17 protein-coding genes are annotated in these 21,731 nt (G+C 71.6%); 2 read left to right on the top strand and 15 right to left on the bottom strand.

Translation table 11 applies throughout. The features are described from left to right. Positions 1 to 14 precede the first annotated feature (14 nt). Complete coding sequence (locus tag G3I60_RS28030) at positions 15 to 1,937, top strand: serine/threonine-protein kinase (RefSeq protein ID WP_138354937.1); 1,923 nt, start codon at positions 15 to 17, stop codon at positions 1,935 to 1,937. Here the strand turns inward: G3I60_RS28030 and G3I60_RS28025 are convergent. From G3I60_RS28025 to G3I60_RS27965, 13 genes are all read right to left on the bottom strand, one after another. Beyond that, the gene (locus G3I60_RS28025; RefSeq protein WP_164296660.1) at positions 1,927 to 4,149 is read right to left on the bottom strand and encodes an MMPL family transporter; all 2,223 of its coding nucleotides are present in this window, start codon (positions 4,147 to 4,149) and stop codon (positions 1,927 to 1,929) included. The genes G3I60_RS28030 and G3I60_RS28025 overlap by 11 nt on opposite strands. A gap of 189 nt (positions 4,150 to 4,338) precedes the next feature. After that, positions 4,339 to 5,847, bottom strand: coding sequence for an Asp-tRNA(Asn)/Glu-tRNA(Gln) amidotransferase subunit GatB (gatB, locus tag G3I60_RS28020; protein WP_164607863.1), 1,509 nt, complete (start codon positions 5,845 to 5,847; stop codon positions 4,339 to 4,341). An 11-nt stretch (positions 5,848 to 5,858) separates the two neighbouring features. Next, entirely contained in the window at positions 5,859 to 6,098 is a 240-nt protein-coding gene (locus tag G3I60_RS28015) for a hypothetical protein (RefSeq protein WP_138354934.1), read from the bottom strand. Next, entirely contained in the window at positions 6,095 to 7,588 is a 1,494-nt protein-coding gene (gene gatA, locus G3I60_RS28010) for an Asp-tRNA(Asn)/Glu-tRNA(Gln) amidotransferase subunit GatA (RefSeq protein ID WP_164296656.1), read from the bottom strand. Before gatA ends, G3I60_RS28015 begins: the two co-directional genes overlap by 4 nt. A 5-nt stretch (positions 7,589 to 7,593) precedes the next feature. After that, complete coding sequence (gatC, locus tag G3I60_RS28005) at positions 7,594 to 7,890, bottom strand: Asp-tRNA(Asn)/Glu-tRNA(Gln) amidotransferase subunit GatC (protein WP_138354932.1); 297 nt, start codon at positions 7,888 to 7,890, stop codon at positions 7,594 to 7,596. Positions 7,891 to 8,019: 129 nt separating this feature from the next. After that, positions 8,020 to 10,158 (bottom strand): bifunctional diguanylate cyclase/phosphodiesterase, encoded by a 2,139-nt coding sequence (locus G3I60_RS28000; protein WP_138354931.1) that lies wholly within the window; start codon positions 10,156 to 10,158, stop codon positions 8,020 to 8,022. Between the two features lie 219 nt (positions 10,159 to 10,377). Then, on the bottom strand, positions 10,378 to 12,540 hold the full coding sequence (gene ligA, locus G3I60_RS27995; RefSeq protein ID WP_164296653.1) for an NAD-dependent DNA ligase LigA: 2,163 nt from the start codon (positions 12,538 to 12,540) through the stop codon (positions 10,378 to 10,380). Between the two features lie 17 nt (positions 12,541 to 12,557). Continuing rightward, positions 12,558 to 13,568: a methionine synthase gene (locus tag G3I60_RS27990; protein WP_138354929.1), complete on the bottom strand. Its 1,011-nt coding sequence runs from the start codon at positions 13,566 to 13,568 to the stop codon at positions 12,558 to 12,560. A gap of 246 nt (positions 13,569 to 13,814) precedes the next feature. Then, the gene (locus G3I60_RS27985) at positions 13,815 to 14,504 is read right to left on the bottom strand and encodes an SDR family oxidoreductase (RefSeq protein WP_138354928.1); all 690 of its coding nucleotides are present in this window, start codon (positions 14,502 to 14,504) and stop codon (positions 13,815 to 13,817) included. Further along, the gene (locus G3I60_RS27980; protein ID WP_138354927.1) at positions 14,501 to 15,031 is read right to left on the bottom strand and encodes a TIGR00730 family Rossman fold protein; all 531 of its coding nucleotides are present in this window, start codon (positions 15,029 to 15,031) and stop codon (positions 14,501 to 14,503) included. Before G3I60_RS27980 ends, G3I60_RS27985 begins: the two co-directional genes overlap by 4 nt. Positions 15,032 to 15,063: 32 nt before the next feature. Next, positions 15,064 to 16,230, bottom strand: coding sequence for a tRNA 2-thiouridine(34) synthase MnmA (mnmA, locus tag G3I60_RS27975; RefSeq protein WP_138354926.1), 1,167 nt, complete (start codon positions 16,228 to 16,230; stop codon positions 15,064 to 15,066). A gap of 355 nt (positions 16,231 to 16,585) precedes the next feature. After that, the gene (locus tag G3I60_RS27970) at positions 16,586 to 17,752 is read right to left on the bottom strand and encodes a cysteine desulfurase family protein (RefSeq protein ID WP_138354925.1); all 1,167 of its coding nucleotides are present in this window, start codon (positions 17,750 to 17,752) and stop codon (positions 16,586 to 16,588) included. Between the two features lie 56 nt (positions 17,753 to 17,808). Continuing rightward, positions 17,809 to 18,672: a thioesterase family protein gene (locus G3I60_RS27965; protein ID WP_138354924.1), complete on the bottom strand. Its 864-nt coding sequence runs from the start codon at positions 18,670 to 18,672 to the stop codon at positions 17,809 to 17,811. 148 nt (positions 18,673 to 18,820) lie between these two features. Between G3I60_RS27965 and G3I60_RS27960 the strand changes: the two genes are divergently transcribed. After that, a complete protein-coding gene (locus G3I60_RS27960; protein ID WP_164296650.1) occupies positions 18,821 to 19,564 on the top strand; it encodes an SDR family NAD(P)-dependent oxidoreductase in 744 nt (247 codons plus the stop codon). A 21-nt stretch (positions 19,565 to 19,585) separates the two neighbouring features. On the opposite strand, the gene G3I60_RS27955 is transcribed toward G3I60_RS27960, so the two are convergent. Both G3I60_RS27955 and G3I60_RS27950 read right to left on the bottom strand, forming a co-directional pair. Beyond that, complete coding sequence (locus G3I60_RS27955) at positions 19,586 to 20,263, bottom strand: trimeric intracellular cation channel family protein (protein ID WP_138354922.1); 678 nt, start codon at positions 20,261 to 20,263, stop codon at positions 19,586 to 19,588. A 13-nt stretch (positions 20,264 to 20,276) separates the two neighbouring features. Further along, a complete protein-coding gene (locus G3I60_RS27950; protein WP_138354921.1) occupies positions 20,277 to 21,695 on the bottom strand; it encodes a M1 family metallopeptidase in 1,419 nt (472 codons plus the stop codon). Between the last annotated feature and the right edge of the window lie 36 nt (positions 21,696 to 21,731).

Genomic DNA, 21,731 nt, shown 5'->3' with positions numbered 1-21,731 from the left:
GGAAGAAACACCAAGTGGACACCGGTCTGTACATCGGCCCTGACGGCGCACCCGACCGTTACCGCCTGCTGCGATCCATCGGCCGCGGAGGCGAGGCCGTGCTCTACCTCGCCGAGATCGAACTCGGCGGTGGCACCGAACCTGTCGTCGTCAAGGTGCTCGATTCGAAAACGACGCTGTCGCAGGAACAGTTCGACCGGATCAGCTCCAAATGGCGTGAGCAGGCCGAGCTGTTGCGGTTCGTCAACCGCCTCGGTGTGGTCGGCATCCGCGAGCACTTCGAGGGTCCGTCCGCGCACCGTACGGGTGAGGCCGCCCCGGAGGCGGCGGGCCGCGCCCTGTACCTGGTCATGAACCATGTGGAGGGCCTCGACCTGCGTGACTGGCGCGCTGAGCGCGCCCTGGACACCCCCGCCGAACGCCGCGAGGCCGTGCGCTGCCTGGAGCAGCTCGCCGACGTCCTGGACTGGCTGCACACGGGCTCCGCCACTCCTTCCGGCCGCTCGGTCGTGCACGGCGACCTCTCCCCCGGCAACGTCATGATCGACGCCAACGGCCAGGCCACGCTGGTCGACTTCGGTCTGAGCAAGCTGACCGCGGACCACCAGACGGCCGAGGTGTGGTTCACCCCCGGGTTCGCCGCGCCGGAGGTCTTCGAGGGCAAGCGCAGCGCGGCCACCGACCGCTACGCCTTCGGCGCCCTCGCGTACTTCCTGCTCAGCGGGGAGTCGCCGGCCACCATGCCGGAGCAGGTCAGGGCCGCGCTGCTGGCGCTGCCCGAGCTGGCCGGTCTTGAGCCGGAGCGGGCGGCACGGATCGCGGCGGTCTTCGCCACGGATCCGGCGAACCGGCCGGAGTCGCTCTCCGCGTGGGTGCGTGAGCTGCGCCCGGCGGTGATCTCGACGACGCGCACTCCGCGCACCTCGGGACCCAAGGACGCGGTCCCGGTCGCGGACGCCGCCCCGCCGCCGCCCGGCCAGGCGCCGGCAGTACCGCCGCTCCCGGACCGGCCGGCCCCCGTCCCCGTGCCGGTCCACGCACCGCCGGTGCACACGCCGCCGCCCTCGTACATCCCGGCGCCGCCGGAGGGGGACCCGGTGACGGACACCAGGCCCACGGTGGTGCTCGGAGCGCAGGCGCCGACACCGACGCAGGTACCGGAGCAGGTGCAGCCGCCGGTGGCCGCGTTCCACCAGCAGCCCCCGCCGCAGGGCCCGGGTCCCGGCCCCGGTCCGGCGACGGCGGCGACCCCGCTGCCGCCCAAGCGCGGCAAGAAGGGCCCGCTGATCCTGGCCGCGGTCCTCGCGGTCGTCCTGATGGCGTCCGGGGCGCTGGTCGCCGTCAAGTTCATGGGCGACGACAAGAAGGACGACGCGGCCGACCCCAAGACCAGCACCTCCGCGCAGCAGCAGATCAGTTCGCCGCCGACGACGACGGCGGACCCGACGAGTGCGTCGCCGTCCGACGAGGCGTCCTCCCCCGAACCGTCCGGTTCGGACTCCGGCTCGGGCAAGCCGACCTCGATCACCGAGGGCGACAACGTCTCCCTGACGGCCATGAACTGGGTGGACGCCTCCGGGAACGACGCGTTCGACGAGATCCCGGCGACCGTCAACACCAAGGAGTACACGGACGCCAAGGTGACGACGGCCTGTGAGACCGGTTTCGAGGAGTTCAACCTCAACCGGGCGTGGACGACCTTCACCGTCGACGCCGGGCTGCTCGACACCTCGAAGAACGCGGCGGTCGGGCTGACCATCACCGCGGACGGCAAGCGGCTGGCCCTCAAGAAGCTCGTGCTCGGCACGACGGAGAAGATCACCGTCGATGTGAAGGGCGCGCTGCGCCTGCGGATCGAGTACGACCGGAAGACGGCCGCTCAGTACTGCGAGGACCAGGGCACGGCAGCGCTCGGCAACCCGATGCTCAAGAAGTAGGCGTCGGCTCCCGTTCGGCTGTCCGGGGTCCGGGCAGCTGGACGGGAGCGGGGGCCAGGGCGGGGGCCGGGGCCGCCGGCGGTTCGATGCTGATTCTGGGCAGCCGGCGGTCCAGCCACCCCGGCAGCCACCAGTTGGCGCCGCCGAGCATATGCATGAGCGCCGGCACCAGCAGGGTGCGCAGGATGAACGCGTCCAGCGCGACGGCCGCCGCCAGGCCGATGCCGAACATCGCGATGACCCGGTCGCCGCTGAGCACGAAGGCCAGGAAGACCGCGATCATGATGACCGCGGCCGAGTTGATCACCCGGCTGGTCTCGGCGAGCCCGACGCGTACCGCGCGCCGGTTGTCCTTGGTCTCCAGCCACTCCTCGTACATCCGGCTCACCAGGAAGACCTGGTAGTCCATCGACAGTCCGAAGAGCACCGAGACCATGATCACCGGGAGGAACGGCTCGATCGGGCCGGCCGCCCCCAGGCCCAGGAACTCGCTCCCCCAGCCCCACTGGAAGATCGCGACGACGATCCCGAAGGACGACGCGACCGCGGCCACGTTCATCGCCGCCGCCTTCAGCGGGATGCCGATGGACCGGAACGCCAGGAGCAGCAGCAGACAGCCGAGGCCGACGACCGCCCCGATGAACAGCGGCAGCTTGCCGATGATGACGGACGCGAAGTCGTCGTAGCTCGCGGTGGGGCCGCCCACGTACACCTGGAGCGAGGAGCCGTCCTCGGCCTGCGGCAGCACGTCGTCGCGCAGCCGGTTCACCAGCTCGGAGGTGTCCCGGGACTGCGGTGCGGTGTCCGGGACGACGGTGATCACGCCGGTGTCGCCGCTGACGGTCGCGGAGGTCACCGACGCGACGCCCGGGGTGTCGCGCAGGGTCTGCGGCAGCTGGTCGAGGGCGAGCCGGGCATCGGCGCCCTGGAGGTCCGCGACGAGGGTCAGCGGCCCGTTGGTGCCGGGGCCGAAGCCGTCCGCGAGCAGCTCGTAGGCCTGCCGGGTGGTGCTGGCGGCCGGATTGTTGCCCTGGTCGGAGGTGCCGAGGTGCAGCGAGAGGGTGGGCAGCGCGAGGACGAGCATCACGGCCGCGGCCAGGCTGCCGAGCAGCTTGGGGTGCCGCTCCACGAAGGCGGACCAGCGGGCGGCGAGCCCGGTGGGCACCTCGGGCTGCGGGCCGTGCTCGGTCAGCCGGCGCCGCTCCCGGCGGCTGAGCGCCTTCATGCCGATCATGGAGAGCAGGGCGGGCAGCAGGGTGATCGAGGCGGCCACCGTCAGCATGACGGTGAGCGCCGCCGCGACGGCGACCCCGTTAAGGAAGCTGAGCTGCAGGATGAGCATGCCGAGCAGCGCCACACAGACCGTGCCGCCCGCGAAGACCACCGCGCGGCCGGTGGTGCTGACGGCCTGCTCGGCCGCGTCGCGCACCGACAGGCCGCGTTTGAGACCTCTGCGGTGCCGGGTGACGATGAACAGCGCGTAGTCGATGCCCACGCCGAGGCCGATGAGCATGCCGAGCATCGGTGCGAAGTCGGCCACGGTCATCACATGGCCGAGCAGCTCGATGCCCATGTAAGCGGTGCCGACGCCCATCAGCGCGGTCGCGATCGGCAGGCACATGGCGGCGAAGGAGCCGAAGGCCAGCAGCAGCACCACGGCGGCGACGCCGATCCCGATCAGTTCGCTGAGGTGGGCGCTGCCGCTCTCGGTGGCCGCGACGGCGGTGCCGCCCAGCTCGACCCGCAGTCCGCCGCCCTCGGCGGCCTTCGCGGTGTCCACGACGGCCTTGGCCTGGCCGGCGCCGATGTCGTCGGCGGCGCTGTCGAAGGTGACGTCGGCGTAGGCGGTCCGGCCGTCATGGCTGATGCGTCCGGCGCCCTCGGGGCTGTACGGGTTGGTCACCGAGGCGACGCCGGGGAGTTTCGCGATCCGGTCGAGGGTCCTGGTCATCCGCTGCTCGACGCCGTCGGCGCGGACGCTGCCGGTGCCGTCGGTGTGCCAGACGATGGTGTCCGAGTCGCCGGCCTGGTGCGGGAAGGCCTGCTCCAGCAGGGCGGTCGCCCGGCCGGACTCGGTGCCCGGTATCCCGTAGTCGTTCGAGTAGGCGGAACCGGCGAGGGCGGCACCGGCGGTGAGGCCGGCGAGCGCGACGATCCACAGCAGAACGACGGTGAGACGACGGCGGAGACACCACCGGGCGAGTGCGGCCATTCCCTGCTTCCCTGGGTATCTCGGGTGGATCTTTCAGGGAATAGCCCTCAAAGAACACTTCAGGTGCGGCTGTCACTCTTGCAGCGAAAAATGATCCTTTGGTGGTTTCGTGCGCTTCCTCACAGGGAAAAGGCGGCCCCCACCGGGGACCGCCTTTTCACCGTTCGAACGCGTCTTCGACTGCTCGGGTCAGCCCTGAACCCCGAGCTTCTCCAGGACGAGCTCCCGGACACGCTTGGCGTCGGCCTGGCCGCGGGTCAGCTTCATGACCGCGCCGATCAGGGCGCCGGCGGCCGCGAGGTTGCCGGCGCGGATCTTATCGGCGACGGCGGCGTTGGCCGCGATCGCCTCGTCCACGGCCGCGCCGAGCGCTCCCTCGTCCGAGACGACCTTGAGACCGCGCTTCTCCACGACCTCGTCAGGACCGCCCTCGCCGGCGAGGACACCCTCGATGACCTGGCGGGCCAGCTTGTCGTTGAGCGAGCCCTCGGCGACCAGCGCCGTCACGCGCGCGACCTGCGCCGGCGAGATACCGAGATCGGCCAGCTCCTTGCCGGTCTCGTTCGAGGCACGGGCCAGCTCGCCCATCCACCACTTACGGGCCTGGTCGGCCGGGGCGCCCTCGTCGATCGTCGCGGTGATCAGATCGATCGCGCCCGCGTTGAGCGCCGACTGCATCTCGTGGTCGGAGATGCCCCACTCGGTCTTCAGCCGGTCCCGCCGCACCCGCGGCAGCTCCGGAAGTCCGGCGCGCAGCTCCTCGACCCAGTCACGGGCCGGGGCGATCGGGACGAGGTCGGGCTCCGGGAAGTACCGGTAGTCCTCGGCGTTGTCCTTGATGCGGCCGGCCGTGGTGGAGCCGTCCTCCTCGTGGAAGTGCCGGGTCTCCTGCACGATCGTGCCGCCGGAGTTGAGCACCGCCGCGTGCCGCATGATCTCGTAGCGCGCCGCGCGCTCGACCGAACGGAGCGAGTTGACGTTCTTCGTCTCCGAGCGGGTGCCGAACTTCTCGCGGCCGTGCGGGCGCAGCGACAGGTTCACGTCACAGCGCATCTGGCCCTGCTCCATCCGGGCCTCGGAGACGTCCAGCGCCTTGATGAGCTCGCGCAGCTCGGCGACGTACGCCTTGGCGACCTCGGGAGCCCGTGCCCCCGCGCCCTCGATCGGCTTGGTGACGATCTCGATGAGCGGGATACCGGCCCGGTTGTAGTCGAGCAGCGAGTGCGAGGCGCCGTGGATACGGCCCGTCGCGCCGCCGACGTGGAGGGACTTGCCGGTGTCCTCCTCCATGTGGGCGCGCTCGATCTCGACCCGGAAGATCTCGCCGTCCTCCAGTGCGACGTCCAGATAGCCGTTGAAGGCGATCGGCTCGTCGTACTGCGAGGTCTGGAAGTTCTTCGGCATGTCCGGGTAGAAGTAGTTCTTCCGCGCGAAGCGGCACCAGGTCGCGATCTCGCAGTTCAGCGCGAGACCGATCTTGATGGCCGACTCGATGCCGATCGCGTTCACGACCGGGAGCGAGCCGGGCAGGCCCAGACAGGTCGGGCAGGTCTGGGAGTTGGGCTCGGCGCCGAGGGTGGTCGAGCAGCCGCAGAACATCTTGGTCTTCGTGCCGAGCTCGACGTGGACCTCAAGGCCCATCACCGGGTCGTACACCGACAGGGCGTCCTCGTAGGACTCCAGGTCCATGACGGTCATTCCACTACCTCTCAGTCCGCCAGGACGTCGTCGTCGGCGAGGCTGCGCAGCTCGCGGACGAGCAGTGCCAGGCCGGTGGCGATGGCGGCGGCGCTGATCACGGCGTCGGCCAGCATCAACCGGTCGTGCTCGCCCTGAGCGTTGCGTGCCTGCTTGATGGTGCTCACGGCGCCGAAGAGCGTGGTGCCGATCGAGATGTACAGGCCGAGCTTGCTCTTCTTGAAGCCCTTGGCCTTCTTCAGGGTGCTCACAGCGCGGGTGCCTCCTCAAGCAGCGGGTGACCCCATCGTCCGGTGAACGCGGCCTCGACCGCGGCACCGACCCGGTAGAGCCGGTCGTCGGCCATGGCCGGGGCGATGATCTGCAGCCCGACCGGGAGCCCGTCCTCGGGAGCCAGACCGCACGGCACGGACATCGCCGCGTTGCCGGCCAGGTTGGACGGGATGGTGCACAGGTCGGCGAGGTACATCGCCATGGGGTCGTCCACGCGCTCGCCGATGGGGAACGCGGTGGTCGGGGTGGTCGGCGAGACCAGCACGTCCACGGTGCCGAAGGCGGCCTCGAAGTCGCGCGAGATCAGCGTGCGGACCTTCTGCGCCGAGCCGTAGTACGCGTCGTAGTAGCCGGAGCTGAGCGCGTACGTGCCGAGGATGATGCGGCGCTTGACCTCGTCGCCGAAGCCGGCCTCGCGGGTGAGCGCGGTGACCTCCTCGGCGGACTTCGTGCCGTCGTCGCCGACCCGCAGGCCGTAGCGCATGGCGTCGAAGCGGGCCAGGTTGGACGAGGCCTCGGACGGCGCGATCAGGTAGTACGCGGGCAGCGCCAGCTTGAACGAGGGGCAGGAGATCTCCACGATCTCGGCGCCCAGCTCGCGCAGCAGCTCCACGGACTCGTTGAACCGCTGCATGACGCCGGCCTGGTAGCCCTCGCCGCCGAACTCCTTGACGACGCCGATCCGCATGCCCTTGACGTTGCCGTTGCGGGCCGCCTCGACGACGGCCGGGACCGGTGCGTCGATGGACGTCGAGTCCAGCGGGTCATGGCCGGCGATCGCCTCGTGCAGCAGCGCCGCGTCCAGGACCGTACGGGCGCAGGGCCCGCCCTGGTCGAGGGAGGACGAGAAGGCGACCATGCCGTAGCGGGAGACGCCGCCGTAGGTCGGCTTGACGCCGACCGTGCCGGTGACGGCCGCGGGCTGGCGGATCGAGCCACCGGTGTCGGTGCCGATCGCGAGCGGCGCCTGGTAGCTGGCGAGCGCCGCGGACGAGCCGCCGCCGGAGCCGCCGGGGATCCGGGTGAGGTCCCACGGGTTGCCGGTCGGGCCGTAGGCGCTGTTCTCGGTCGAGGACCCCATGGCGAATTCATCCATGTTGGTCTTGCCGAGGATGACGATGCCCGCGTCCTTGAGGCGCTTGGTCACCGTCGCGTCGTACGGCGGGATCCAGCCTTCGAGGATCTTGGAGCCGACAGTGGTCGGGATCCCCTTCGTGGTGAAGATGTCCTTCAGCGCGAGCGGGACGCCGGCCAGCGGGCCGAGCTTCTCGCCCTTGGCGCGCCGCTCGTCGACGGCGCGGGCGGCGTCGAGCGCGCCCTCGGTGTCGACGTGCAGGAAGGCGTGCACCTTCTCGTCGACGGCGCCGATGCGGTCGAGGTGCGCCTGGGCGACCTCGACGGCGGAGGCCTTGCCGGTGGCGACGACGTCGGCGGTCTCGGCCGCGGTGAGCCTGGTCAGGTCAGTCATGGTGATTAGTCCTCCCCCAGGATCTGCGGCACCTTGAAGCGCTGCTGCTCCTGCGCCGGGGCGCCGGAGAGCGCCTCGGCCGCGGTCAGCGACGGCCGGACCTCGTCCGGGCGCATGACATTGGTCAGCGGCAGCGCGTGGGAGGTCGGGGGTACGTCCTCGCCGGCCACCTCGGATACGCGGGCGACCGCGCCGATGATCACGTCGAGCTGCTCGGCGAAGTGGTCGAGCTCTTCGTCCTTCAGCTCAAGACGCGACAGCCGGCCGAGGTGGGCGACCTCCTCGCGTGTGATGCCAGGCATGCAGCGATCCTCTGGGGGTGAGTTCGATGGTTTCGCGCCCAATCCTATGGGGGCGGACCCCCTGGCGACGAAACGGTTAAGGCCACGGGCCGCCGGTGCGGCCCACAGCGTGGCGGGAACCGGCCCGTACTACGGCACGGCCTGCCCGGACGGCTGGTCCGCGTCCGCCACCGGTGCGTGCTCCGGCTCCGGCTCGCGCTCCAGCGCGTTGGGGCGCCGCCAGCCGTGCTCACCGCGGGCGCGCAGCCAGGCGGTCGCCTCGTCGGGCGGCATCGCGGCGGCGACCAGCCAGCCCTGTACGGCGTCGCAGCCCAGGTCCCGCAGCCGCTCCCAGGTCTCGTCGTCCTCCACACCCTCGGCGACGACGAGCAGGCCGAGCGAGTGTGCGAGGTCGACGGTGCAGCGGACGATTTCGGCGTCCTCGTTGTCGAGGACCAGCCGGGCCACGAACGAGCGGTCGATCTTCAGCTCGCTGACCGGCAGTTTGCGCAGGTGGACCAGGGAGGAGTAGCCGGTGCCGAAGTCGTCGAGCGACATCTTCACGCCGTGCCCGGTCAGCCCGGCCATGGTGTCGGCGGCCCGCTGCGGATCCTCCAGCAGGACGTGTTCGGTTATCTCCAGTTGCAGTGAGCCGGGCGGGACGCCGTGCCGGGCGAGCCGCGCGGCGACCGCGCCCGCGAAGCCTGGGCTGTGCACATCGCGCGGCGAGACGTTCACCGCGACCGGTACGTCCAGGCCCATCTTGCGCCAGCGGGCGACCTGGCCCAGCGCCGTCTCCAGCACGTACTCGGTCAGCTGGGGCATCAGCCCGGAGGTCTCCGCCATGGCGATGAACTCCTCGGGATTGACCCGGCCGCGCTGCGGGTGCTCCCAGCGCACCAGCGCCTCCAGGCCGGCGATCTTCCCGTCGAAGCAGACCTTCGGCTGGTAGTGCAGTTCGACGTCGCCCGAGTCCAGCGCCCGGCGCAGATCGCCCAACAGGCCCAGCCGGTCCGGGGTGTTGCCGTCCCGGGTCGCCTCGTAGACCTCGACGCCGCTGCGGTCGCGCTTGGCCTGGTACATCGCCACGTCCGCGCGGCGCAGCAGCCCTTCGGCGTCCACCGCGTGGTCGGGGAAGACCGCCACACCGGCGCTGGCCTCCAGCACCAGGGTCAGCCCGTCGAGACTCAGCGGTGAGCCGAGGGCCGCCACCAGGGCGCGGGCGATGCGCTGGGCGCGGGTCGGGGAGTCGCAGCAGGGCAGCAGGACGGCGAACTCGTCGCCGCCCAGCCGGGCCGCCTCGGCGCCGCGGGGCAGCGCGAGCCGCAGCCGGTCGGCGACCTGGAGGAGCAGCCGGTCGCCGGCCAGGTGCCCGAGGGTGTCGTTGACCGACCGGAACTTGTCGAGGTCGATGAGGATCAGGGCGGTGCGTTCGCCGTTGCGCTCCGCGTCGTCCAGTGCGGTCCAGGCGCGTTCCAGCAGCCACTGGCGGTTGGGCAGCCCGGTCAGCGGGTCGCGCAGCTGCTCCTCGGCGCGGGCGTGCGCGATCCACAGCGTCGAGTCCAGGGCGATGAGCGGGACGGCGAACAGCGGCAGCAGGACCGGCATGTCGCAGCCGACGACCAGGATCAGCGGGGAGAGCCCCAGCAGGGCGACGCCCACCATCCCCTGGCGCATCAGCGCGGTGCGGGCCACCGTCGGCAGACCGCCGCCGCGCGGGGCGACCGCGTACCAGAGCAGCGCACGCGTCGCGGTCAGATAGGCCAGAGCGGTGACGACGATCGCCGGACCGGCCGCCAGACCCCAGTCCTCGGGGTGCCAGGGCGTGGCCACCGAGGGGTGCACACCGAAGCAGGCCAGGGTCAGCGAGGCCGTGCCGACGCCGAGTATGTCCACGGCGCCGTGCAGCAGCGCCTGCCGCCAGCGGTGCCGGCGGGCGGCGCCGACCAGCACCACGACGGCCAGGCTGACCAGCACCGACGGCACCCAGCCGTAGAGCAGCAGCATCGCCAGGGTGAGGGCCGCGCCGGAGCCGGTGCCGCCCCACCAGCGGTCGCGGCCCATCGCCACCAGATGGCCGACGATGATGCCGGTCAGGACGGCGAACGCCCAGCCGACGGTGCCGCCGGGGAAGAGCGCCCGGCCCTCATGGACGGCGCCCAGGACGCCGGCCGCCAGTGCGAGTCCCGCGACCGCCACCACCGCGATGCGTAAAACCGCCGGGGGCAGTACCGGCGCGGCCGGCCAACGCAGCCGCTGCGCCGGTCCGGCGCCCTCCGTCGGTTCCATTCCTGTCCCTCTCACAGCCTGGTGCGACACCCGGGTCCACCGCGCCGTGCCCGCAGCGGATACCCGCAAAGGCTGCTGGAAGGTTCATGCCCTTCCGGCGCGCCTCTCAACAGTAGGCCGCAGAAGGCTGCCTCGGGCACCGATCGACCGTGGTTGCCCGAATGGGATCCCCGCACCCGGAACGTTCGGATATAGGCCGAACGGGTGATTGGCGCCGGGTTATTCGGCCGGGTTCACCGCGGCCTCCCGGGCGGCTTCCGGACCCTCGGACAGAAGTACCGCGAAGCCCGGCTCGTCGAGGATGGGCACCTTCAGCTGGACGGCCTTGTCGTACTTCGAGCCGGGGTTCTCCCCCACCACCACGAAGTCCGTCTTCTTGGAGACCGATCCGGTGACCTTCGCCCCGAGCGAGGTCAGCGCCTCCTTCGCCCCGTCCCGAGTGTGGCCGGTGAGCGTGCCGGTCACGACGGCGGTGAGTCCTTCGAGCGGCCGCGGACCCTCGTCCGAGCCCTCCTCGGTGAACTTCACCCCGGCGGCACGCCACTTCTCGATGATCTCCAGATGCCAGTCCTCGGCGAACCACTGCTTGACCGAGGCGGCGATGGTCCCGCCGACCCCGTCCACCGCGGCCAGCTCGGCCTCCTCGGCGTCCCTGATCCGGTCGAGGTCCCGGAACTCCCTGGCCAGCGCCTCAGCGGCGACGGGCCCGACATGCCGGATCGACAGCCCGGTGATGATCCGCGCCAGCGGCCGGTCCTTGGCCGCGGCGATGTTCTCCAGCATGGCCAGCGCGTTCTTCTTCGGCTCGCCCTGCTGGTTGGCGAAGAAGGTGACGATCTTCTCGTCGCCGGTCTTGGCGTCCCGCTTGGGCAGCCCGGTGTCCTGGTCGAGCACGTACGACCGGATCGGCAGCAACTGCTCGATGTTCATGTCGAACAGATCGCCCTCGTCCTTGAGCGGCGGCTCGGAGGGCTCCAGCGGCTGGGTGAGCGCGGTGGACGCTACGTACCCGAAGTTCTCGATGTCGAGGCACTTGCGGCCCACCAGGTAGAAGATCCGCTCGCGCAACTGCGCCGGGCAGTACCGGGCGTTGGGGCACCGCAGATCGATGTCCCCCTCCTTCATCGGCTGCAGCGCCGTACCGCAGTCCGGGCACTCGGTCGGCATCACGAACTCGCGCTCGCTGCCGTCCCGCAGATCGACCACCGGGCCGAGGATCTCCGGGATGACGTCACCGGCCTTGCGCAGCACCACGGTGTCGCCGATGAAGACGCCCTTGGCCTTGACGACCTCCTGGTTGTGCAGGGTCGCGAACTCGACCTCGGAGCCGGCGACGGTGACCGGCTCGACGACCGCGTAGGGAGTGACCCTGCCGGTGCGGCCCACGCCCACCCGGATGTCCAGGAGCTTGGTGTTGACCTCCTCGGGCGCGTACTTCCACGCAATCGCCCAGCGCGGCGCCCGGGACGTCGACCCGAGCCGGCCCTGCAGCGGGATCTCGTCCACCTTGACGACGACGCCGTCGATCTCGTGCTCCACCGCGTCGTGCCGGTGCTCGCCGAAGTAGGCGATGAACTCCCGCACCTCGTCGAGGGAGCCGACGACCTTGTTGTGCGTCGCGGTGGGCAGACCCCATTCGTGCAGCAGCTCGTAGGCGTGCGACTGGCAGTCGATGTCGAAGCCCTCGCGGGCGCCGATGCCGTGCACCACCATGTGCAGCGGCCGGGAGGCCGTGACCCGCGGGTCCTTCTGCCGCAGGCTGCCGGCCGCGGCGTTGCGCGGATTGGCGAACGGCTTGTCGCCGGCCTCCACCAGCCGGGCGTTGAGCGCCTCGAACTCCTCGCCGGGGAAGTACACCTCGCCGCGGATCTCGACGAGCTCCGGGATCCGGCTCCCGGAGAGCCGGTCCGGGATGTCGGAGATGGTGCGGACGTTCGGCGTGATGTCCTCGCCGGTGCGGCCGTCGCCGCGGGTCGCGGCGCGGGTCAGCCGCCCGTGCTCATAGGTGAGGTTGACGGCGAGGCCGTCCACCTTCAACTCGCACAGGAAGTGGTACGGGATGCCCTCGAGCTCGGCGGCGACCCGGTCCGCCCAGCCGGACAGCTCCTCGTCGTCGAACGCGTTGTCCAGCGACAGCAGCCGCTCGCGGTGCACGACCGAGGTGAAATCCGTCTGGTACGCCCCCGCGACCTTCTGCGTGGGCGAGTCCGGAGTGCGCAGGCCGGGGTGCTCGTCCTCGATCGCCTCCAGCTGCCGCAGCAGCCGGTCGAACTCGGCGTCGCTGACGACCGGCGCGTCGTTGACGTAGTAGCGGAAGCGGTGCTCCTCGACCTGCTCGGCCAACTGAGCGTGCTGTTCGCGCACTTCGGCAGGAATCTCCACGGCGGTCCTGTCCTTCCTCACTCAGGGTTGTCGACGAGCGATCGTGCCGCCTTGGCACAGTGCACCAGCGCGGCACGGGCATAGGCCGGCGAGGCCCCCGCCAGACCGCAGGAAGGGGTGACCGCCAGGGAGGTGCCCAACGCCCCCGGATCCAGCCCCAGCCTGCGCCACAGCGCCCGAACACCACTCACGCTACCGGCAGGGTCCGACAATCCGGTGTCCGTGCCCGGCACGACACCGGCGAACAGCGCCGTACCGCCCTCGACCGCCTCACCGAACGCGTCCCAGTCACTCTCCGTCAGCAACGCGAAATCGAACGAGATGCCCGAGACACCGGCCCGCCGCAGCATCCGGAACGGGACGTCCGGCGCGCACGAGTGGACGACCACCGGCACGTCCACGGCCTCGACCAGGCCGCGGATCATGTCCTCGGCCACCTGCCGGTCCACCACCCGGTACGTCCGGTACCCGCTCGCCGTCCGCACGTGCCCGCGCAGCACGGCGGTCAGCGACGGCTCGTCCAGCTGCAGCACCAGCTCGGCACCGGGCACCCGCCGGCGCAGGTCGGCCAGATGCAGCCGCAGCCCCTCGGTGAGCGACCCGGCCAGGTCCCGGACGGCGCCGGGGTCGCCGAGCGCGGCCTCGCCGTTGGGCCGCTCCACCGACGCGGACAGCGTCCACGGCCCGACGGCCTGCACCTTCAGCGGACCCTGGAACCCCTGGGTGAACTCCTCCAGGGCATCCAGGTCCTCCCCCAGCCAGGCCACCGCCCGGCGGCTGTCCCGCCCCGGCCGGTCCCCGAACCGCCATCCACTGGGCTCCACCCGGGCGTACAGATCGACCAGCATCCCGAGCGAACGCCCGATCATGTCCGCCCCGGGCCCCCTCGCAGGCAGCTCCGGCAGGAACGGCAGCGCCTCCACCGCCCCGGTAGCGGTCCGCGCGGCCTCCCGCGCATCACCTCCGGGCATCGACCCGACACCGGTAGCGGCACCAGCGGGCAGCGTGAACTTCGCATCCGTACTCACGCACGAAGCGTACGAGACCCACAGGTCGCGGACTCCCACCCCAACCCGCAGCAGTGCGGTGACGTGAGGGGGCCGGGCCCGCACCCCGAAGAGACCGGCACGTCCGAGGCACGAACGTGAGGGGGCCGGGCCCGCAGGGGTGGGGTTTCGAAATGCTGCCGAGCTATTTGTGAGCCGCCAGGCTCGTAAATAGTCGATTTCGAAGCCCCACCCCGGAGGGCCCGGCCCCCGACCGACCAACCCGCCTCAGCGACCCGGCCGGATCGTCAGATCGTTGATCTCCGCATCCCGCGGCAGATCGATGGCCGCCAGCATCGCCGTCGCCACCGACTCCGGGTCGATCCAGCGCGAAGCGTCGTACTCCGCCCCCTCCTGATGGTGCACCTTCTCCTGCATCGGGGTCGCCGTCCGCCCCGGGTACACGCTCGTCACCCGCACCCCGTTCCCGTGCTCCTCCTGCCGCAGCGAGTCCGCCACCGCCTTCAGGCCGTGCTTGCTCGCCGCGTACACCCCCCAGTTCGCATGCGCGTTGAGCCCTGCCCCGGAGTTCACGAAGACCACGTGGCCCTGCGACATCCGCAGCTGCGGCAGGAGCAGCCGCGTCAGCTCGGCCGGCGCGATCAGGTTGACGGCGAGGGTCTGCTGCCAGACCTTCGCGGTGAGCTCGCCGATGCCGCCGAGCTCGACGATGCCCGCGATGTGCAGCAGCGAGTCGAGCCGGTCCGGCATCGGCTGGTGGGCGAAGGCCCACGACAGCCGGGCCGGTTCCGCCAAGTCGCCGACGAGGGTGCGGGCGCCGGCGAAGCGCGACGCCAGCTCCTTGGCCCGGCCGGCGTCGCGCGCCAGGAGCAGCACCTCGTCGCCGCGGTCCAGCAGCCGCCGGGCGACAGCGGCGCCGATGCCGGAACCGGCGCCGGTGATCAGATGCGTGCTCACGCGTTCTCCTCCAGGTATGCCATGGCCTCGGCGCCGTCCTCGGCGAAGAAGACCAGGTCGCTCAGGGGCAGCGGCAGGAAGCCTTCGGCATCCATCCGCTGGAACTGCAGTTTCAGGCCGTCGTAGAACCCCGCCGCGTTCAGCAGCACGACCGGCTTGGTGTGCAGGCCGTGCTTCTTCAGCTCGAGGATCTCGGTCGCCTCGTCCAGGGTGCCCGTACCGCCGACCATGATGACGATCGCGTCCGACCGCAGCAGCAGCTGCGCCTTGCGCTCCGCGAGGTCCGCGGTGATCAGCATCTCGTCGGCGTTCTTGCGCGCCTTGGTGTGCAGGAACTCCACGGACACGCCGACCAGCCGGCCGCCCGCTTCCTGCACGCCGTCCGCCACCACCTTCATGAGGCCCGACTCCGAGCCGCCCCACACGAGGGTGTGGCCGCCACGGCCGATCAGCCCGGCGAACTCGCGGGCCGGGACGGTGTAGCGCTCGTCGAGATCGGCGGCGGACATGAAGACACAGATGTTCATGCCCGCCACCCTACGAGGCGGCGCGGCGGGTCCTAAGCCTGACCACCGGAGCCGGCACCGGCACCCGCACCGACGCCCGCGCGGGCCCGCTGCGTGGTGGCGATGGTCGCGGAGCCCACGACGCGGGTGCCGTCGTAGAGCACCACGGCCTGCCCCGGCGCGATGCCACGCACCGGCTCGCCGTCGAACTCCACCAGCAGCTCGCCGTCGACCAGCTCGGCGGTGACGGGAACGTCCTCGCCGTGGGCGCGCAGCTGCGCGGTGTACGTGGCGCGGCCGGTGGGCGGAGTGCCGCACCAGCGGGGCTTGATGGCGGTCAGCGCGGTGACGTCCAGCGCCTCGACCGGGCCGACGGTGACGGTGTTGTTCACCGGCGAGATGTCGAGCACGTAGCGCGGCTTGCCGTCGTCGGCGGGGGTGCCGATGCGCAGCCCCTTGCGCTGCCCGATGGTGAAGCCGAACGCTCCGCTGTGGGTGCCGAGACTGGTGCCGTCCTCGTCCAGGATCTCGCCCTCTGCGCTGCCGAGGTGCTTCGCGAGGAAGCCCTGGGTGTCGCCGTCGGCGATGAAGCAGATGTCGTGGCTGTCCGGCTTCTTCGCGACGGCCAGGTCGCGGCGCTCGGCCTCGGCGCGGATCTCGTCCTTGGTGGTGAGGGTGTCCCCGAGCGGGAACATCGCGTGCGCGAGCTGGCGCTCGTCGAGCACGCCGAGCACATAGCTCTGGTCCTTCGCGGCGTCCGAGGCGCGGTGCAGCTCACGGGTGCCGTCGTCGTTGATCACGACGGTCGCGTAATGGCCGGTGCAGACGGCGTCGAAGCCCAGCGCGATCGCCTTGTCCAGCAGCGCCGCGAACTTGATCTTCTCGTTGCAGCGCAGGCACGGGTTGGGCGTGCGGCCGGCCGCGTACTCCGCGACGAAGTCGTCGACGACGTCCTCACGGAAGCGGTCCGCCAGGTCCCACACGTAGAACGGGATGCCGATGACGTCGGCCGCGCGCCGGGCGTCACGGGAGTCCTCGACCGTGCAGCAGCCGCGGGCGCCGGTCCTGAAGGACTTCGGGTTCGCCGAGAGGGCCAGATGGACACCGGTGACGTCGTGGCCGGCCTCGGCGGCGCGGGCCGCGGCGACCGCGGAGTCGACGCCGCCGCTCATGGCGGCCAGGACGCGCAGGCGACGAGCGTCGCGGGGGGAGTCAGTCATAACCCCTCCAGAGTACGTTGCGCCTCCGGCGCGGTTCGACGGGATTACCGGCGCGGGCCGGAAGGGCGCCCTCAGACGCCGGGCGGGCTTTCGTGGCTGGGTCCGACCCGAAGCCCGGCGGGTCTCCTGCGCCTGCGGAGGGCGCCCTCAAACGCCGGGCGGGCTGGTTGTGGCTGGGGCCGTCCCCGAGCCGATCGGTGTCCTCCCCCGGACTTCGTCCGGGGGGTGCCCGCAGAGGCTGACGTCACTGGCCCCAGGGACTGATGCGGCTGCGCCCAGCCGGAACCGCTCCGCCGGGCCGGCTGAACGTGCCGGGATCAGCCCGGCCACCCCTCCCGAAGCCGTCCGCAGGACGTCAGCTGAGGCCGGCCTTGCGGGCGCGTTCCACCACCGGGCCGATCGCCGCGGCCAGGGCGTCGATCTCGGGCTGGGTGGTGGTGTGGCCGAGGGAGAAGCGGAGGGAGCCGCGGGCGCGGTCGGCGGGCTGGCCCATCGCGATCAGGACGTGGCTGGGCTGCGCGACGCCGGCCGTGCAGGCGGAGCCGGTGGAGCAGGCGATGCCCTGGGCGTCGAGGAGGAGCAGCAGTGAGTCGCCCTCGCAGCCGGGGAACGTGAAGTGCGCGTTGGCCGGCAGCCGGCCCTCCGGGGCCGGGTCGCCGTTGAGTACGGCCTCCGGGACGGCGGCGAGCACCTTCGCCACCAGCTCGTCGCGCAGGGCGCCGACCTCGCGGGCGAACTGCTCACGCCGCTCGGCGGCCAGCGTGCCGGCCGTCGCGAAGGCGGCGATGGCCGGGACGTCGAGGGTGCCGGAGCGGCTGCGCTCCTGGCCGCCGCCGTGCAGCAGCGGGACGGGCGTGTGCTCGCGGCGCAGGACGAGCGCGCCGACGCCGTAGGGGCCGCCGATCTTGTGGCCGGTCACGGTCATGGCGTCGAGTCCGGAGGCCGCGAAGTCGACCTCGACCTGGCCGAACGCCTGGACCGCGTCCGCGTGCAGCGGGACGCCGTGCTCGCGGGCGACCGCGGCCAGCTCGCGGACCGGCATGATCGTGCCGACCTCGTTGTTGGCCCACATCACGGTCGCGAGGGCGACCGTCCCGGGGTCGCGTTCGATGGCCTCGCGCAGCGCGTCGGGGTGCACCCGGCCGTAGGCGTCGACCGGCAGCCACTCGACGCGCGCGCCCTCGTGCTCGACGAGCCAGTCGACGGCGTCCAGGACGGCGTGGTGCTCGACGGGGCTGGCCAGCACCCGGACCCGGCGCGGGTCCTCGGCCCGGCGGGCCCAGTACAGGCCCTTGACGGCGAGGTTGTCGGACTCGGTTCCGCCGCCGGTGAAGACGATCTCACTGGGGCGGGCGCCGAGTGCCTCGGCGAGCGATTCCCGGGACTCCTCGACGGTTCTCCGGGCCCGCCGCCCGGGTGCGTGCAGCGAGGAGGCGTTGCCGGTGACCGTGAGGTGCGCGGTCATCGTCCGCACCGCTTCCGGCAGCATCGGCGTGGTGGCGGCGTGGTCGAGGTAGGCCATGATGACGCCGATTCTACGGTCGCCCGGCCGGCTGTCGGGACCGACCCGGGCGACGGTCAGGACAGAAGGGCCCGCGCGAGCTGACGGGACTGCGCGACCAGGCGGTCCGCGCTGTCCCAGACCTGGGCGTCCTCCTCGAGGAAGCCGCCGGCCAGGTTGCGGGTGGTGATGGAGACGCGCAGCGGACCGGGCGCGGGGCGGCAGCGGATGTGCGCCGTCAGCTCGACGGTCGGGACCCAGCCCTTGATGCCGAGGTCGAAGGCGGTCGGCGGCAGGGCGTCGACCGTGAGCAGCAGCGAGAGCGGGTCGTGGTCACGGCCGTCGGCCAGGCCGAGCCAGCCGCGCATGTCGCCCTTGCCGGAGGGGGCGCCGATCGCCCAGCCGGCGGTGGCGGGGTCGAGCCGCAGGTCGAGGCGCTGGATGATGGCGGTCGAGCCGGCGATGGCGCCGCCGCCCGCGGGCGCCGCGTCGGCGCCGAAGCACTCCTCGTAGGGCGGTATCGGCGGGACGGCGGCGGCGGTGCGCACGTCGTCCGGCAGTGCGTCGAGGTCGCCGTAGGCCGCCATGACCCGCATCCGCTCGACCTCGCGGCCCTCCGCGTCGGTCTGGAAGAGCGACGCCTGGCCGGTGGACAGGGTGCGGCCGGCGCGGACGGTCTCGGTGCGGATCGTCGCGGGGCCTGGCTGGGAGGCGGTGAGGTAGTGCGCGGTGACGGTGAAGGGGTCGGGGTGCGGCAGCGCCTGCTGGAGGGCGCGGCCGATCACGCCGAGCAGATAGCCGCCGTTGACGGCCTGGATGATGGTCCAGCCCGCCGAGAGGTCGGCGTCGTAGACACCGGGTTCACCGGGTCGCGGGACGACCGCCGTGTCCCGGTCGAATTCGCTGTCCCCGATGGTCGCCTGAGCTGCCGCATATGCCATGGCGTGAATGTTACCCGCCAGTAGCACCGTCTTGTCCAGCTCCTTGGACCTCATTCGACCGACCGGAACACCCTTGACACAGATGAGCCCGCTCCCTAGTTTCCAACCAAGGACCTGACTCGAGTTCATATACCTGACGGAGTACACAGTGGGGCGACGGGTAGTGGTGTCCGGCGGGGGCACAGGCATCGGGCTCGCGACCGCGGAGGCGTTCGCGGCCGACGGCGACCGGGTCGTCATCATCGGCCGGCGCGCCGAGCTGCTGCGGGAGACGGCGGACAAGCTCAACGCCACGCACGGCGACGGGCTGGTCAGCTGGACCGCCGCCGACCTCAGCGACCCGGAACAGGTACGGGACGCGGCGCGGTTCGTCGAGGGCGACGGCCCGGTGGACGTGATCGTCACCAACGCGGGCGGCAACGTCGCCTCGTCCTCGGACGGGACGCTGGAGGGGATCGCGGCCGGCTACCGGAGGAACTTCGAGGCCAACGTGCTCACCGCGGTGCTGCTGACCGAGGCGCTGCTGCCGCAGCTCCGGCGGCCCGGCGGGCGCATCGTGCATCTGTCCTCGATCGCCGCGCTGCGCGGCCCCGGCTCCTACGGCGGCGCCAAGGCGGCCCTGCACGCCTACACGTTCGAGCTGGCGCAGCGGCTGGGCACCGACGGGGTGACGGCCAACGCGGTGGCGCCGGGATTCGTCGGCGACACCGAGTTCTTCGGCGACCGTGCGACGCCCGACTTCGTCGCGTCGCGGGTCTCCCAGACCCTGACCGGCCGGCCCGGCGCGCCCAGCGAGATCGCGGCGGCCATCCGGTATCTGGCCTCCCCCGAGGCGGCGTACGTCACCGGCCAGATCCTGCACATCAACGGCGGTGCGGCGCTGGGACGGTAGCCCGGAGCCCGGGCGGGCGCCCTACATCGCCTGCCGCGCCTCCTCCTCGCTCGTCGCCCTGCTCCTGCGGTGCCAGGCGCGGGGCGCGCGCCAGCCGAAGTACATGGCGCACAGCCGCAGCAGGAAGGCGCTGACGACAGCGGCGCCGCTGGTGAACCCGGTGAGCGCGTCGAACTTGATCAGCAGCGCCGCCATGATCGAGCCGACCATGGCGGGGACCGCGTACAGGTCGCGGTCCCAGCGGAGCAGCGACGGCACCTCGTTGGCGAGCAGGTCGCGCAGCACGCCGCCGCCTGCCGCCGTGGCGAGCCCCAGGGCGGCGGACGGCACCAGGCCGAGGCCGTAGTCGTGCGCCTTGACGGTGCCGGCCACGCAGAAGAGGCCGAGGCCGGCGGCGTCGAAGACGTTCACGGTGGTGTTGATCCGCTCGACCTCGGGGTGCAGGAAGAACACCAGCACCGTGGCGAAGAGCGGGGTGCTGAAGTAGCCGAGGTCGCTGAAGGCGGCGGGCGGCACCGCCCCGATCATCAGGTCCCGGAAGATCCCCCCGCCCAGCGCGGTCACCTCGGCGAGCACGGCCATGCCGAACACGTCGTAGTTCTTGCGGACGGCGGCCAGCGCGCCCGAGATCGCGAAGACGAAGATGCCGACGATATCGAGCGTGTGCTGGACGGAGGGGGAGAAGAGTTCCGAGATCACGCCATATGGTCTCCTACGACAGGGCCGGCTTGCCCTTCGTGGAGAGCCAGGTACCGAACAGATCGTCCAGCTGCTGTCCGGACACCTTCTCGGCGAGCGCGGTGAACTGGGCCGTGTTCGCGTTGCCGTAGCGGTGCTGCGAGGTCCAGGTCTTGAGCAGCTTGAAGAAGGCGGCGTCGCCGATCTTCTCGCGGAGCATCTGGAGCGTCATCGCACCGCGGGTGTAGACGGCGTCGGCGAACATCGTGTCGCGCTGCGGGTCGGCGACGTCGATCTGCCAGAAGGCGGCCGTGGCGGGGCGGCCGTTGTACGCGGCGAGGAACGCGTCGTGGGCGGAGCGGGTGCCCCGGTGCTCGGTCCACAGCCACTGGGCATAGGTCGCGAAGCCCTCGTTGAGCCAGATGTCCTTCCACTGCTCGACGCTCACCGAGTCGCCGAACCACTGGTGGGCCAGTTCATGGACGATCGTGGACTCGCTACGGACCGCGGAGTAGGCGGGCTTGGACTGCACCTCCAGCGAGAACCCGGCCTCCGGCATGTCGTCGACGATCGCGCCGGTCTCCTCGAAGGGGTAGCGGCCGAAGACCTGGGACCAGTAGTCGGTGGCCTCGGCGGTGACCGCGTAGACGTCCACCGGGCCGTTGGCGAGGACCGGGTCGGTGGCGACGTAGATCGGTATGCCGCCCGGCGTGGTTCCGGTCTTGACGTCGAACTTCCCGATGGTGGCGGTCGCGAGGTAGGTGGCCATCGGCCGGGACTCACGCCAGGTGGAGACGGTGCGCGAGCCCTTGTCGTACTGGGAGGTCAGCACGCCGTTCGAGACGCCCTTGAGGCCCTTGGGGGCGCTGATGCGGATGTCGAAGGTGGCCTTGTCGGCCGGGTGGTCGCTGCCGGGGAACCAGGTCGAGGCGGCGTTCGGCTCACAGGCGACGAAGACACCGTCGGTGGTCTTCATCCACCCGTAGTTGGAACCGAAGACGATGGGGCCGCTCAGCGGCTCCGGAACTCCGCCGTAGACGACGGTGGTGGTGAACTCCTGCCCCTTGCGCAGCGCGTGCCGCGGGGTGATGACGATCTCGTCGCCGCTGCGGGTGAAGCGCGCCGGCTTGCCGTCCACGCTGACCGAGGTGACGGTGAGCTGCTGCAGGTCGAGGTCGAAGGAGGAGAGGTTCTGGTTGGCGCGGGCGGTGACGGCCGCCCGGCCGTCGAGCCGGTCACTGGCCGGGTCGTAGGAGACGTCGAGCCCGTAGTGCGCGACGTCGTAGCCGCCGTTGCCGAGTTGCGGGAAGTACGGGTCCCCGATGCCGGGGGCGCCGGGCTTGGGGCTGTGCGAGGCGGCTGCCGACGCGGGGGCGCCGGAGATCAGACAGGCCGAGACGCTGATGACAGCGAGTGCGGTGCCGAGGAGTCGGGCCGGACGGGAGGGTGCCATGGGGGTCTGCCCTTCGGACGCGAACAGTGACGCGCC

This window comes from Streptomyces sp. SID13666 (genome assembly GCF_010548325.1).
GTDB classification, from domain to species: domain Bacteria; phylum Actinomycetota; class Actinomycetes; order Streptomycetales; family Streptomycetaceae; genus Actinacidiphila; species Actinacidiphila fildesensis.
This window is presented reverse-complemented; position numbering and strand designations above follow the sequence as displayed.